General features: G+C 72.3%; 14 protein-coding genes. 4 read left to right on the top strand and 10 right to left on the bottom strand.

Annotated features, from left to right (window positions below; translation table 11 throughout):
• Positions 1-40: 40 nt before the first annotated feature.
• From ACSQ2D_RS06885 to ACSQ2D_RS06865, 5 genes are all read right to left on the bottom strand, one after another.
• Positions 41-988, bottom strand: coding sequence for a co-chaperone YbbN (locus ACSQ2D_RS06885; RefSeq protein ID WP_435985227.1), 948 nt, complete (start codon positions 986-988; stop codon positions 41-43).
• Positions 989-1,002: 14 nt separating this feature from the next.
• A complete protein-coding gene (locus ACSQ2D_RS06880) occupies positions 1,003-1,995 on the bottom strand; it encodes a hypothetical protein (protein ID WP_435985226.1) in 993 nt (330 codons plus the stop codon).
• Between the two features lie 222 nt (positions 1,996-2,217).
• A complete protein-coding gene (locus tag ACSQ2D_RS06875) occupies positions 2,218-2,724 on the bottom strand; it encodes an N-acetyltransferase family protein (protein WP_435985225.1) in 507 nt (168 codons plus the stop codon).
• Positions 2,717-3,031, bottom strand: coding sequence for a thiamine-binding protein (locus tag ACSQ2D_RS06870; protein WP_435985224.1), 315 nt, complete (start codon positions 3,029-3,031; stop codon positions 2,717-2,719). The genes ACSQ2D_RS06875 and ACSQ2D_RS06870 overlap by 8 nt, the downstream gene beginning before the upstream one ends.
• Positions 3,032-3,091: 60 nt before the next feature.
• Positions 3,092-4,099 carry a GNAT family N-acetyltransferase gene (locus tag ACSQ2D_RS06865; protein ID WP_435985223.1) on the bottom strand — a complete coding sequence of 336 codons (1,008 nt, stop codon included), beginning with the start codon at positions 4,097-4,099 and terminating at the stop codon, positions 3,092-3,094.
• 321 nt (positions 4,100-4,420) lie between these two features.
• Between ACSQ2D_RS06865 and ACSQ2D_RS06860 the strand changes: the two genes are divergently transcribed.
• Positions 4,421-5,317, top strand: a complete 897-nt coding sequence (locus ACSQ2D_RS06860; protein WP_435985222.1) for a type IV toxin-antitoxin system AbiEi family antitoxin domain-containing protein — start codon at positions 4,421-4,423, stop codon at positions 5,315-5,317.
• A 64-nt stretch (positions 5,318-5,381) separates the two neighbouring features.
• On the opposite strand, the gene meaB is transcribed toward ACSQ2D_RS06860, so the two are convergent.
• Together meaB and ACSQ2D_RS06850 are read right to left on the bottom strand one after the other, a co-directional pair.
• Positions 5,382-6,347, bottom strand: coding sequence for a methylmalonyl Co-A mutase-associated GTPase MeaB (gene meaB, locus ACSQ2D_RS06855; protein WP_435985221.1), 966 nt, complete (start codon positions 6,345-6,347; stop codon positions 5,382-5,384).
• 19 nt (positions 6,348-6,366) lie between these two features.
• A complete protein-coding gene (locus ACSQ2D_RS06850; RefSeq protein WP_435985220.1) occupies positions 6,367-7,572 on the bottom strand; it encodes an acetyl-CoA C-acetyltransferase in 1,206 nt (401 codons plus the stop codon).
• Between the two features lie 136 nt (positions 7,573-7,708).
• On the opposite strand from ACSQ2D_RS06850, the gene mce reads away from it, so the two are divergent.
• Positions 7,709-8,152 carry a methylmalonyl-CoA epimerase gene (gene mce / locus ACSQ2D_RS06845; RefSeq protein ID WP_435985219.1) on the top strand — a complete coding sequence of 148 codons (444 nt, stop codon included), beginning with the start codon at positions 7,709-7,711 and terminating at the stop codon, positions 8,150-8,152.
• Here mce and ACSQ2D_RS06840 read toward each other — a convergent pair.
• Complete coding sequence (locus ACSQ2D_RS06840; protein WP_435985218.1) at positions 8,132-9,385, bottom strand: glycoside hydrolase family 15; 1,254 nt, start codon at positions 9,383-9,385, stop codon at positions 8,132-8,134. The genes mce and ACSQ2D_RS06840 overlap by 21 nt on opposite strands.
• Before the next feature lie 113 nt (positions 9,386-9,498).
• On the opposite strand from ACSQ2D_RS06840, the gene ACSQ2D_RS06835 reads away from it, so the two are divergent.
• The gene (locus ACSQ2D_RS06835; RefSeq protein WP_435985217.1) at positions 9,499-10,314 is read left to right on the top strand and encodes a polysaccharide deacetylase family protein; all 816 of its coding nucleotides are present in this window, start codon (positions 9,499-9,501) and stop codon (positions 10,312-10,314) included.
• Here the strand turns inward: ACSQ2D_RS06835 and ACSQ2D_RS06830 are convergent.
• Positions 10,242-10,895: a DUF998 domain-containing protein gene (locus ACSQ2D_RS06830; RefSeq protein ID WP_435985216.1), complete on the bottom strand. Its 654-nt coding sequence runs from the start codon at positions 10,893-10,895 to the stop codon at positions 10,242-10,244. The genes ACSQ2D_RS06835 and ACSQ2D_RS06830 overlap by 73 nt on opposite strands.
• 325 nt (positions 10,896-11,220) lie before the next feature.
• On the opposite strand from ACSQ2D_RS06830, the gene ccrA reads away from it, so the two are divergent.
• Entirely contained in the window at positions 11,221-12,561 is a 1,341-nt protein-coding gene (gene ccrA / locus ACSQ2D_RS06825) for a crotonyl-CoA carboxylase/reductase (RefSeq protein ID WP_435985215.1), read from the top strand.
• Between the two features lie 98 nt (positions 12,562-12,659).
• Here ccrA and ACSQ2D_RS06820 read toward each other — a convergent pair whose 3' ends face one another.
• Positions 12,660-13,091, bottom strand: coding sequence for an SRPBCC family protein (locus tag ACSQ2D_RS06820; protein WP_435985214.1), 432 nt, complete (start codon positions 13,089-13,091; stop codon positions 12,660-12,662).
• Positions 13,092-13,203: the final 112 nt, after the last annotated feature.

Genomic DNA, 13,203 nt, shown 5'->3' with positions numbered 1-13,203 from the left:
GCTGCTGTCCTGCAGGGTGGCTCCGGTCGGTCGGCTCGACCTAGAAGAGGGCGCTCATGAGGGACTTGCGTGCCTTCGCGACGCGCTCGTCCGTGACGCCGATGACCTCGAAGAGCTCGACGAGGTGCTCGCGCGCCTTGTTGCGGTCGGCGTCGGCCGTGACGCGCACGGTGTCGATGAGGCGCATGAAGGCGTCCTCGACGTGACCACCGAGCAGGTCGAGGTCGGCGACGAGGATCTGCGCGTCGACGTCCGTCGGCGCGGCGGCTGCCGCGGCCCGGGCAGCCTGGAGGTCGGCACCCTGGGTGCGCTGCATGAGCCCCACCTGGGCGAGACCGATCTTGGCGTCGGTGTCGGCCGGGCTCTGCGCGAGGGCCTCGCGGTAGGCCGAGGCGGCTGCCTCGAGGTCGCCCGCCTCGATGGCATCGAAGGCCTGCTGGTGCAGCGGCGGCAGGGGCTGCTCCTGCTCGGTCTCGTCGGCCGGTGCGGCAGCGTCCTCTCCGACCGCGACGGTACCGGTGACACCGTGCTGCGCCGCGAGCTGCAGCACCTGGTCGATGACGGCCGTGACCTGGGCCTCGGGCTGCGCGCCCTCGAAGAGCGGCACCGGCTGGCTCTGCACGAAGGCGAAGCTCACGGGCACGGCCTGGACCTGGAAGGCCTGCAGGATCGTGGGGTTGGCGTCGACGTCGACGGTGACGAGCTGGAAGCGACCCGCGTAGCGGCGGGCCACCGAGCCGAACGTCGTGACGAAGTCAGCCGACTCCTGCAGCCGCGGTGACCAGAGCACCATGACGACGGGATGCCGCTCGGACGCCGCGATGACGTCACGGATCGAGGCGTCAGTGCCCTCGATGACGAGGCCAGCACCGTCCGCGGAGGTGGAGGCCGCGCCGGATGCGGGGCCAGCCGGCTGGGCCGGACGCTTGAGCGATGACAGGTCGACGGCACCGCGAAGTGCTGCTGCGGTGAATGGCTGGTGACTCATAGATCAATCCTGCCTCACCGACCCGAGCCGGCGACGAGCTGGTCCGATGCGGCGACGATGCGCGCCTGTCCGGACGCGGGGATGACGATGGCGACGATCTCGTTGGAGGTCAGGTTGGCCTCGGTCGTGATCTGCTTGATACCGGTCAGGAGCGTCAGGTCCTTGGCCGGGGTGAGCTTGACGGGTGTGCGCATGGCGATGGCGTCGTTGCGCACGAGGTGGGCGAAGACGATGGCGCCGTTGCCGTCCTTGAGGCGCAGCCCACCGAGGATGCCCTTGGGCTCGTGCTCCTGGGTGAAGGCGCCCTGGTTGTTGAGGGCCTGCGACTGGGCGCGGGCCGACTGGCGCAGCTGCTCCGAGAGCGGGTCGTCGGCCAGCACCTTGGTCGCCGTCGGGTCGGGGTACTTCACCGAGGCGGCGAACGCCGAGACGACGTCGTCGGGCTTGGCGGAGAGGCCCTTGCCGTCGGCGATGGCGGCGGAGCCGTCGGTCGTCGGGTCGAGGGCGTCGAGCTTGGCGTCGGGGAGCATCGGGGTGACCGCGGCCGCCTTGAACGGTGCACCAGACGGGCCACCGACGAGCAGCACGAGCACGGCGGCACCGGTCTTCTTCAGCGTCGTCTGCGCGAGGATCTGGGCCGGGGTGTCACCGGCGCGGGAGAGCGCGAGCACCTTGACGCCGGTCGTGGCGAGCTCGGCGTCGGCCTTCTCCGCGGCGGTGCGTCCCGGGAGCGTCTTGGCGTAGGCGTTGGCCGACTGGAGCGCGGCGCCGACGAAGGCCTTCTCGCGGGCAGCCGCACCGGCGGCCGACGCGTCGAGGGAGGACGCGGCTGCCGCACCGACCGCCGAGGCCGCGGTCGTGTCGGCCGTCTCCGGCGCGACCACGGGGCTCGCGGAGACGCCGGTGCCGGCGGTGCCGTCGTCGGAGTTGCCGGTGCAGGCGGAGAGCATGGCAGCGCAGGCGAGCGCGGCGGCAAGAGCACGTCGACGAGTCGCGGTGCGGGGCATGGAAAAGCCTTTCGGTGACACAGGGGGACAGGCCGAGCACGATCGGCCGCGACCCACGATACGCACGGACCACGCCGCATCCCCAATCCGCGGGAACGGCTCGCCGAGGACATTTCCGGACACTCCTGACGCACTTCGTGCAGCGACGGGAGCCGATGTCAGACCGGTCACGCTCGGCAGCTGGTGCCTGATGACCGTTATGCGCACTTTGTCCTGCGCGGGTCAGGCGAGGCGTCGGACCATCCGGATCTCCGGAGTCCCCGTCGCCGGGTGCTCGGACCGTCCGCCCTCGTCGACGAAGCCCCGGCGCGTGTAGAACGCCCTGGCCCGGGCGTTGCCCTCGACGACCCAGAGGGTCGCGTCACGGACGCCGAGGAGCTCGTCGACGAGACGGTCCGCGACGCCCGTGCCACGGGCGTGCGGGGCGAGGTTGACGGCATACAGCTCCCACTCGGTGGGGGCGTCCTCGTCACGGCTGGGTCCGGCGCTGCCGAAGCCGGCGAGCCGACCGTCCGGGTCCACGACCACGAGGGTGCGCTCGGGCGCGTCCGTCGGGCGCCCCGCCAGCTCGCGCCAGCGGTCCGCGCAGCGCTCGTCGCTCAGGCCGGCGAGGTAGTCGGCGGGCATCAGCCCGGCGTACGCGTCTCGCCACACCGCCATGTGCACGCGCCCGAGCTCGTCAGAGTCCTGGAGCGCGAGCGGCCTGAGCTGCCAGTCCTGCTCAGTCATCCCGCTGACGGTCGAGCGCATCCTCGAGCCGCTCGAGCTTGCCGTCGAGCTCGCCGGTCCAGCCGGGACGGATGTCGGCCTTGAGCACGAGCCCGACACGCGGGGAGGTCTCCGCCAGCACGTCGCAGCACTGCTTCACGACAGCCATGCACTCGTCCCACTCCCCTTCGATCGTCGTGAACATCGCGTCGGTGCGGTGCGGCAGACCGGAGTCGCGCACGACGCGGATGGCTCGGGCGACGGCGTCGGACACCGATCCGGTGTCGTCGGCCGCGACGGTGGGGGCGACGGAGAAGGCGATCAGCATGACCTCACCGTATGCCGCCCCGGTCGACGTCGCCCGAGCACCCCCAGCGCGCCGGTCGGCCTAGAAGGCCTTCTTCATCGTCAGTGCTTCCTCGATGATCGCGAAGCCCAGGTCCTTGTTGATCTGGACCATCCACGGGTTCTGCTCGTCGTTCATGGTCTGCACCGAACGTCGTTCTGGTGCAACGCGGGCCAGCTCCCTGAGGTTCGCGGCCTTGACGGCCATGCCGAGCCGGTGGCCGCGGTGCTCGGGCAGCACGAGCGTGCCCCACTGGAAGACGACGTGCGGGTCGCCGGAGGGGATGGCGAGGTCGGTGTAGGCCGCGACGACGCCGGACTCGCGGTGTACGGCCACGGCCGTGATGATCGTGCGCCCCGTGTCACGCAGGTGCTGGAGCATCGTCTCGTAGTCCTCGACCGTCTGCGACTCCGGCTCGAACTCGACATCGCCCGTGGGGGCGTCGAGGATGAGCCGGTTCGAGGCGTCGCACACGCCCTGGCGCAGCTCGTCCGGCACGCCGTCGACGTGGACCGTGAGGTCGTACGCGTCGCCCATGGCCTCGGCCGCGTGGTCACCGTGCCGGGCCAGGACGTCCGCATCGACGGGGAGCGGCAGCGAGCGGACGATCTCGACGCTCGACACGGCATACCCCCGTCCGAGGGCGAACTCGCGGTCGGCATGCGACTCGCGGTCACCGACGGGGACGAAGACCTCGGTCAGCAGCATCGAGCGGTCGCCCGCCCGGGCCTGTTCCTCGGTCCACTCAAGCAGGGCGGAGCCGATGCCCGCCCCACGGTGCTGCGGGTCCACCTCGAGGTGGTTCCAGCACTTGTCGAGGTTGTCGCGCTCGGGGAAGAAGACGCGAGACCAGCCGACGGGAGAGCCCTCGACGACGGCCACGGCGCCCACCTCGCGCTCGCCGGGGAACGAGAAGCGCACCATCTTGAGGAACTCGTCCTCGGTGCGCTGGATCGGCTGGACGCGCGAGACGGACTCGCTGCGGGTGGCCACGCCGAAGAGCTCCTTGAGCATGACGTCGTCGTCATGGTCGAGCGGGATGATGTCCATCCCTCGACGGTGACACCACGCCCGCCCGTCGCGCCATCCATTTACGCATCTCACCCACGTGCGTACGCGACCCCGCGCCCACCCCGCGTCCGTATGCCGCCCGCTCCCCCCGCGCCCCGCGCATGGCTCCCACCCCGCGTGCGTATGCCGCCCGCTCCCCCCGCGCCCACGCGCGTCCGCGAGCCGGTCCCTCGCGACACAGCAAGCACCGGCGCGGGCTGACCCCACGCAGGACGCTGACCGACGACGCCCACTTCATGTGTTCCGGGGTCCTGTGGACAGCGCGCTCGAGCCCCCTCGACGGGTCGGCAGGCTGGCGCCGTGGATCCGGTGGTGGACGCGCTGCGACGACTCGGCGGCGTCGCGACGCGTGCCGAGCTGCAGCCCTTCGTCTCGAAACGGCGGCTCCGGCGAGCGGTGGTCGAGGGGCACGTCCTGCGCCCCCGTCCCGGCCGGTACCTGCTTCGCGACGTCGACGCCGCCACGGGTGTGGCGCACGAGCTGAGCGCCGTCGTCTCGCACCGCTCGGCGGCCCTCGCGCACGGGTGGAAGGTCAAGACGGTGCCGCCCAAGCCGGAGGTCACCGTGCCCCGTGGGCGCAAGATCGCGGCGGGGACCCGGCCGCGGGCGCGGATCTGGTCCTCCCTCATCGACCCTCGGGACGCGGCCGCGGGCATCACGTCACCGGCTCGCACCGTGGTCGACTGCGCTCGCCACCTCCCGTTCGACGAGGCTCTCGCCATCGCCGACTCGGCGCTCCGGTCCCGGCGGGTGACGGCCGGCGATCTCGCGACCGTGGCACAGCAGGTCCGTGGCCCCGGACGACCGCGGGTGCTTCGCGTCCTCGCGCACGCGTCGAGCAAGGCGGCCAACCCCTTCGAGTCCGTGCTCCGCGCGATCTCGCTCGACGTGCCGGGGCTCGACCTCCGTCCCCAGGTCGGCATCGCCGTGGCAGGCGGCGAGCGGGTCACCCCTGACCTCGTCGACGTGTGGCTGGGGATCGTCGTCGAGGCGGACAGCCACGAGTTCCACACCGGCAGAGAGCAGCTCGTCGTCGACTGCTGGCGCTATGACGAGCTGGTCCTGGCCGGCTGGGACGTCTACCGGTTCACCTACGAGCAGGTGATGCGGCGGCAGGCGTGGGTGCGTTCGGTGCTCCTCCGCGCCGAGGCGAAGGCCCGCGCGACACAGGAAGTCCGCGCAGCTCTCCAGCGCTGAGCGCGAGCCCCGCCGCCACACCTGGCTTCATGTGTCGCCCTGGACCACCGGCCCCAACCGCCGGTCAGGATCCGAGCTGCTCCACGAGACGGTCGGCGGCGGCATACGGGTCGGTGTGGCCGGCGATGACGTCACGCGCGAGTGCGGCGACGCCCTCGTGCCCACCGACGTGCCCGAGACGGGCGCGCAGGGTCGTCAGCGCGATCGTCTCGATCTCGTCGGCGACACGGCGCTCGCGACGCCGCGCCAGCTCGCCGTTCTCCTCGATGAACGCCCGGTGCTTGTCGAGCGCCTCCATCACCTCGTCGATGCCGATCTTCTGTGCCGCAACGGTTTTCACGACCGGTGGACGCCAGAGGCCCGGCTCGGTGCGGTCGCCGAGGGAGATCATGTGGCGCAGGTCGCGGACCGTGGCGTCGGCACCGTCGCGGTCGGCCTTGTTGACGACGAAGACGTCGCCGATCTCGAGGATGCCGGCCTTGGCGGCCTGGATGCCGTCGCCCATCCCCGGTGCGAGCAGCACGACCGACGTGTCGGCGAGACCGGCGATCTCGACCTCGGACTGCCCCACGCCGACGGTCTCGACGAGCACGACGTCGCACCCGGCCGCGTCGAGCACGCGGATCGCCTGGGGCGTTGTGAACGACAGTCCGCCGAGGTGGCCTCGTGAGGCCATCGAGCGGATGTAGACCTCTGGGTCGAGCGCGTGGTCCTGCATGCGGACGCGGTCGCCGAGCAGTGCCCCGCCCGAGAAGGGCGAGCTCGGGTCGACCGCGAGCACGCCGACCCGGAGACCACGCTCACGGAAGGCACCGACGAGCGCGGTGGTCGTCGTCGACTTGCCGACGCCGGGCGACCCCGTGAGGCCGATGACCCAGGCGTTGCCGGCATGGGGTGCGAGCGCCGCCATCACGTCGCGGAGCGACTCGTGGCCGTCCTCGACGAGGGAGATCAGACGAGCGACGGCGCGCGGCGAACCCGCCCTGGCCGACTCGACCAGGGCGGGGACGTCGACGGATCGGCGTGCCACGCGGCGGGTGCCCGAACGATCAGGCGGACGCGGGGACGCGGACGATGAGGGCGTCGCCCTGACCGCCGCCGCCGCACAGCGCGGCTGCGCCGACACCGCCACCGCGACGCTTCAGCTCGAGCGCGAGGTGCAGCGCGATGCGGGCACCGGACATGCCGATCGGGTGGCCGAGCGCGATGGCGCCACCGTTGACGTTGACCTTGTCGACGTCGATGCCGAGCTCCTTGGCCGAGGCGAGGCCGACGGCGGCGAAGGCCTCGTTGATCTCGACGAGGTCGAGGTCGGCGGGCGTGATGCCCTCCTTCTCGCAGGCGCGGGCGATGGCGCGAGCGGGCTGCTGCTGGAGCGTCGAGTCGGGCCCGGCGACCATGCCGTGCGCGCCGATCTCGGCGAGCCACGTGAGGCCGAGCTCCTCGGCCTTCGCCTTGCTCATGACGACGACCGCGGCGGCGCCGTCGGAGATCTGCGAGGCCGACCCGGCCGTGATCGTGCCGTCCTTGCTGAAGGCCGGGCGCAGGCCGCCGAGCGAGGCGGTCGTCGTGTCGGCGCGGATGCCCTCGTCGTTCTTGAAGACGACCGGGTCGCCCTTGCGCTGCGGGATGCTCACCGGGACGACCTCGTCGTCGAAGAGGCCGTCCTTCCACGCCTTGGCGGCGAGCTGGTGGCTGCGCGCCGAGAACTCGTCCTGCTCCTCACGCGTGAAGGCCTGCTCGCCCGTGTTGGCCTGCTCGGTGAGCAGACCCATCGCCTGGTCGGTGAAGGCGTCCCAGAGGCCGTCGAAGGCCATGTGGTCGCGCATCGTCACGTCGCCGTACTTGTAGCCCTCGCGTGACTTCGTCATGAGGTGAGGAGCGTTCGTCATCGACTCCTGGCCCCCGGCGACGACGACGTCGACCTCGCCGGCACGGATGAGCTGGTCGGCCATGGCGATGGCGTTGATGCCCGAGAGGCACACCTTGTTGATCGTCAGGGCCGGGACGGTCATCGGGATCCCGGCGGCGTGGGCGGCCTGGCGGGCGGGGATCTGGCCGGCGCCGGCCTGCAGCACCTGGCCCATGATGACGTACTCGACCTGCTCCGGGGCGACGCCCGCCTTCTCGAGAGCGCCCTTGATGGCGACGCCACCGAGGTCCGATCCGGAGAAGTCCTTGAGCGAGCCGAGCAGCCGACCCATGGGGGTCCGGGCACCGGCGACGATCACGGAGGTGGGACGGTCAGCAGTCATGGGTGAAGCCTCTTCCGACGTCATTGGGGGTGTCCCGACAACTGTAGACGGGGCCTCCCGGGGCCCGCGCGGAGCATGACCAAGCGCACACGGCATACCCGTGCCGTATGCCGTCACGCCGCCCTAGGTTGGGACCATGAGCGCGACTCCCGACCCCCTCTTCACCCACATCGACCACGTCGGCATCGCGGTGCCCGACCTCGACGCGGCCATCGCGTTCTACGAGGGGACGTACGGGATGCGGATGCTCCACGAGGAGACGAACGAGGAGCAGGGCGTGCGCGAGGCGATGATGGGCGTCGGCGAGTCCGGCTCGTGCATCCAGCTGCTCGCGCCCCTCTCGCCCGAGTCGACGATCGCGAAGTTCCTGGACCGCAGCGGTCCCGGCATCCAGCAGCTCGCCTACCGCGTCACCGACATCGACGCCGTGTGCGCGACGCTGCGCGAGCGCGGGCTGCGCCTGCTCTACGACACCCCGAAGCGCGGCACGAGCGACAGCCGCGTCAACTTCATCCACCCGAAGGACGCCGGTGGCGTCCTTGTCGAGCTCGTCGAGCCGTCAGCCCACGCCGGCCACTGACGCCGCGGAGACACCCGAGCGCTGCGTCGCCAGCTCGTCCTCGGTGAGGACGACGAGGGCGGCGGTCCAGGCGAGTGGCGCCGGTCCCGCGGGGCTCCCGTCGGGAAGGACCTTCTCCGGCAGGCTCCCCCACGACGTGCAGTGGCCGTCGAGCCAGGTCAGCCAGCGCTCGGCGACGAGGGGGTGTCCGGAGGCCGCCGCGGTGTAGGCGACCATGGCGGTCTCGGGCGTCCACGAGACGCCGTCGCTCTTCCACTCGACCCCCGGGGCGAGGCCACCGGCCGCGCGCAGGGCGAGCACCGGGTAGTGCTCCCAGGCACGCTCGGCCGCTGCGTCACCCACCGCGGCGAAGGGCGGCATGAGCATCGTGACGCCGGCATCGAGCCCGCCGGACCGGCCGTGCCGCTCGTAGCCCGGCCCGAACTCGGCACGGATCAGGGTCCGTAGCCCGCGAGCCGCGCGCCTGGCCACGTCTGCCCGACCGACGTCGCCCTCGGCCGCGAACGTCCCGGCTGCGGCCTCGAGCCCGGCCGCGAGCGGCGCCGCCGTGCCGAGGGTGACCCGCCGCTCCGGCACCTCCCAGTAGTCGGGAGACACCTCGGGCAGGCGGGTGCCCGTCGCCGTCTGCGCCACGACGAAGGCGAAGGCCCGGTCGCGCAGGCTGCGCAGCCCCGGCGCCAGGACCCGGCCGGGGCTGGCCAGCCGCACCCGCTCGAGGGACCAGAGCACCCACCCGGCGCCGTCGCTCTGGCGCGGACGGTCGTCCGGAGGACCGGAGCCGTCCAGCCGGTAGCGGGCCTCGAAACCGCCGTCGGCGCGCTGGACGTGCGCGAGGAAGCCCAGGACGCGACCGGCATCGGCCACGTGCCCGGTCTCGGCGTAGGCCACCGCGACGAACGCGGAGTCGCGCGGCCACGCGTAGGCCCACGGGGCGTCTGGCCCGGCTGCGACGGCTCCGTTCGGTCGGGTCAGGGCGTGCAGGTCCCGCAGCGCCTGCGCCGCGACGTGCGTGCGGGCCCCGGCCGCCGGGACCGTGCCGTCGGCGAGCCACAGACCCTCGGCGAGCGGCTCGAGGAGCCGGTCGCCGAGCGCCACCGGAGCCAGGACGGACGTCGTGCGCCACCCCGCGCCGTTGCGCAGGACCGGGAGCGGCTCGTCCTCGACGAGGAGCGGGACGAGTCCGACGCCGGCCATCACGACCGCCGCCAGTGCGCCCACCACGGCACGCCGCACGTCCACCTCCCTCGGGCCACGGCCGGACGTCCCCGTCGACCGGGCGCCAGTGTGGCACGCGCGGTGCCGGCTCGCCCGAGGATCGGGGAGGGCTGCCCGTAGCATCGGCTGGCATGGAGGTCACACGCCGACAGGCCCTGACCGCGGCGGCCGGCGCAGCCGTCGGAGCAGCGGGCGCGGTGGGCGCGGTGCGGCTCGCTGAGCGACTGGACGAGAACACGCCGCTGCCCTTCTACGGCAGCCCGGTCAGCGCGGTGCGGCCCGACCGGTCCGCGCCGTCGGCTGCGGCCACCTCGGTCGTCTGGGCAGGTCCGGGCCAGCAGCGCCGCGTGGCGCTGACCTTCGACGACGGCCCCCACCCCGACTGGACCCCACGGGTGCTGGCCGCTCTGGAGGCGGAGGACGTGCCGGCCACGTTCTTCTGCCTCGGCCGCAACGTCCGCGACCACGGCGACCTGCACCGTGACAGCGTCGGCCGCCACGAGCTCGCGAACCACACCTTCGAGCACCACGACCTCGGCCGCCTCGACTGGTCGCGGTGCAGCACGGAGATCACGAGCACGACCAGGCTCATGACGGAGACGTACGGCGAGGCGCCTACGCTCTTCCGGCCGCCCTACGGACACGTCGGCGGCGCCGCCCTGCTGGCGGCGGCCGAGGCGGGCCTCACCACGGTGCTGTGGTCGGCCCAGGCCCGCGAGGACCTCGTGGCGAGCCGTCCCGACGGCATCGTCGACGACATCGCGTCGCAGGTGCGTCCGGGCTCGATCGTCCTCGCCCACGACACCGGCACGGCCGACCGGCTCATCACCATCGACCGGCTCGTGGCGATCATCCGCAGGCTCCGCGACGACGGCTACGCCTTCGCGACGGTCTCCGACCTCCTGGCGACGAGCAGCGCCCAGGCGACGACGGCGAGCCACGGGTAGGTCGGCCACAGCGCGAGGCGCTCGAGGGCGCCGACCCACGTCGGGTCCCCGAGCCGGAGCCCGAACGCGGCGGCCGCGGCGACCATGATCCCGCCGAGGACGATTCCTGAACGGGCGACGCCCCGCGACACGGCGCGTGACCTCCGCAGCGTCTCGGCCGTGACGAGGACCGCGAGCGGCTGGAGCACGAAGACGGGCACGGCCACGACCGCGTGCCAGCCCGGGAGCTGGTCGACCGGCACGAGCCCCACGGCAGCGGCGAAGCACGCGGACACGACCCACAGCCAGACCGCCGCGAGCGCCCAGCCGCCCGCGCCGAGACGCGGGCGCAGGAGCACGGCACCCGCCGCCCGCAGCAGGCCGAAGACGACGAACGCGGCGTTGAGCGCGACGTGCCCCGACGAGCACACGTCGACGGCCGCCCCGGCGTGTCCGGGTGCGCACGTCAGCATCCCGAGCGCGCTGATCGTGTCGTCGCGCAGACTGTAGGACGCCGACGCGGCGGCCGCGACGAGCAGCTCGACGAGCAGGTAGACCGGCTGCACGAGCCAGCACCCGAGACCCGTCGCCGTCCGTCGCACGCGCCGACCGTACCCCGCGGCCGGCGGACCACCGCCCGCACCCGCCGGCACCCGCCGGCACCGCGCGCAGGTGGACCGGACCGTCGGGCCGCCACCACGTACGCGCCAGGCGCCCGCCCACGCTCGCCGGCGACCCGGCATACGACCTCGCGGGGGTGCGTCGGAGCGGCCGCCCGCGTCGCGTCGCCCTCGTGACCCAGGTCACCTGTGGTGGCCGTCTCAGAAGCGGCTACCCGTGGGTCACGTCTCGCTACGTTCGGGGACACACCGCACGGGTTCGACACTGTCTCGACCCACCAATGACGCTGCGACGTAAGGACCTTCAATGCAGGCCATCCGCGACGCCATCCTCTCCGGCGACCGCACCCAGGAGACCTACGCGAACATCGAGATCCCCGCCACGTACCGCGGGGCGACCGTCCACAAGGACGAGGTCGGCATGTTCGAGGGGCTCGCCACGCGCGACAAGGACCCGCGCAAGTCGCTGCACATCGACGAGGTACCCGTCCCCGAGCTCGCACCGGGCGAGGCGCTCGTCGCCGTCATGGCGAGTGCGATCAACTACAACACCGTGTGGACCTCGATCTTCGAGCCGGTCTCGACCTTCGGCTTCCTCGAGCGCTACGGCCGCATGTCGGAGTTCTCCAAGCGCCACGACCTGCCCTACCACGTCGTCGGGTCCGACCTCGCCGGCGTCATCCTGCGCACCGGCCCGGGGGTGACGAAGTGGAAGCCCGGCACCGAGGTCGTCGCCCACTGCCTCTCGGTCGAGCTCGAGGACGCCGAGGGCCACAACGACACGATGCTCGACCCGCAGCAGCGGATCTGGGGCTTCGAGACGAACTTCGGCGGCCTGGCCGAGCTCGCGATCGTCAAGGCCAACCAGCTGATGCCCAAGCCCGGCCACCTGACGTGGGAGGAGGCCGCCTCCCCCGGCCTCGTCAACAGCACGGCCTACCGCCAGCTCATCTCCAAGAACGGCGCCGCCATGAAGCTCGGCGACCGCGTGCTCGTCTGGGGCGCGTCCGGCGGTCTCGGCTCCTACGCCACGCAGATGGCCCTCGCCGGCGGTGCGACCCCGATCTGCGTCGTCTCCTCGCCCGAGAAGGCCGAGATCTGCCGGGCCATGGGCGCCGAGCTCATCATCGACCGCAACGCCGAGGACTACCGCTTCTGGAACGACGAGGGCACCGAGCAGAACCCGCGCGAGTGGCAGCGGCTCGGCAAGAAGATCCGCGAGCTGACCGGTGGCTACGACGTCGACATCGTCTTCGAGCACCCTGGCCGCGAGACCTTCGGCGCGAGCGTCTACGTCGCGCGCAAGGGCGGCACCATCGTCACGTGCGCCTCGACGTCGGGCTACATGCACGAGTACGACAACCGCTACCTCTGGATGAACCTCAAGCGCATCGTCAGCTCGCACTTCGCCAACTACCGCGAGGCGTGGGAAGCCAACGAGCTCGTCAACCGCGGGCTCATCCACCCGACCCTGAGCAAGACGTACACGCTCGACGAGGTCGGGCAGGCGGCGCTCGACGTCCACCGCAACGCCCACCAGGGCAAGGTCGGCGTGCTGACGCTCTCCCCCGAGCCCGGCCTCGGCGTCACCGACCCCGAGAAGCGGGCCGGCTTCGAGTCGGCGATCAACCGCTTCGCCGACCAGTAGTCCCGACCGCGACCGCACGAGAGGGCCGGCCCACCATGACGGTGGACCGGCCCTCGTCGCGACCGGGCGCGCGGCCCGAGCGGCCGCAGTCGCGCGGGTCAGCGGGACTCGAGCACCCGCGTCAGCTGCTCCTCGGTGTCGTCGGCGAGCTTCTCGAAGACGAGCTTCATGGCGGGGGCGGCGAGGTTGGCGAGCCCGTGCATGTCGAGGTCGGCGTGGTAGGTGATCTCGCTGCCCTCGCCCGAGGGCAGGACGGTGATCGTGTCGGTGGACGTCGCGCTGTCGTTGCGCCCGACGAGGACGATCCGGGTGTCCGTGAGCTCGGTCAGCTCGTAGTCGAGCTCCGTCGTGACGCCGGCGATCTTCGAGACGTTGTGCCACCTCGCACCGACGGCGACGGGTCCGTCGCCGACACGGGTGCACGACTCGGTGCCCGGGTCCCACTCCTCGGCGTTCGAGAAGTCCTTGAGGTAGTCGATGACGGCCGCCGGCGCGGGGTGGACGGTGAAGCTGCGAGTGACGCTGGGCATGGTGCTCCTCGTGCTGGTCTGGTGTCGGGCGACGCCCCTCAGGGGGCGCCGTCGCGTTCTCGTTCACCCGTCCCGTACCCGTATGCCGTCCCGCCCGGGCCGCGGCCGCGCG

Origin of the sequence: Terrabacter sp. LjRoot27, assembly GCF_964254175.1 — a bacterium.
Taxonomy (GTDB): Bacteria; Actinomycetota; Actinomycetes; order Actinomycetales; family Dermatophilaceae; genus Terrabacter.
The sequence above is the reverse complement of the archived record's forward strand: the minus strand, read 5'-3'. Positions and strand labels throughout refer to the sequence as shown.

Coding starts and splice junctions, on each gene's coding strand:
- ACSQ2D_RS06885 (WP_435985227.1), bottom strand. CDS start 988: ATGAGTCACCAGCCATTCACCGCAGCAGCACTTCGCGGTGCCGTCGAC.
- ACSQ2D_RS06880 (WP_435985226.1), bottom strand. CDS start 1,995: ATGCCCCGCACCGCGACTCGTCGACGTGCTCTTGCCGCCGCGCTCGCC.
- ACSQ2D_RS06875 (WP_435985225.1), bottom strand. CDS start 2,724: ATGACTGAGCAGGACTGGCAGCTCAGGCCGCTCGCGCTCCAGGACTCT.
- ACSQ2D_RS06870 (WP_435985224.1), bottom strand. CDS start 3,031: ATGCTGATCGCCTTCTCCGTCGCCCCCACCGTCGCGGCCGACGACACC.
- ACSQ2D_RS06865 (WP_435985223.1), bottom strand. CDS start 4,099: ATGGACATCATCCCGCTCGACCATGACGACGACGTCATGCTCAAGGAG.
- ACSQ2D_RS06850 (WP_435985220.1), bottom strand. CDS start 7,572: ATGACTGCTGACCGTCCCACCTCCGTGATCGTCGCCGGTGCCCGGACC.
- mce (WP_435985219.1), top strand. CDS start 7,709: ATGAGCGCGACTCCCGACCCCCTCTTCACCCACATCGACCACGTCGGC.
- ACSQ2D_RS06835 (WP_435985217.1), top strand. CDS start 9,499: ATGGAGGTCACACGCCGACAGGCCCTGACCGCGGCGGCCGGCGCAGCC.
- ccrA (WP_435985215.1), top strand. CDS start 11,221: ATGCAGGCCATCCGCGACGCCATCCTCTCCGGCGACCGCACCCAGGAG.
- ACSQ2D_RS06820 (WP_435985214.1), bottom strand. CDS start 13,091: ATGCCCAGCGTCACTCGCAGCTTCACCGTCCACCCCGCGCCGGCGGCC.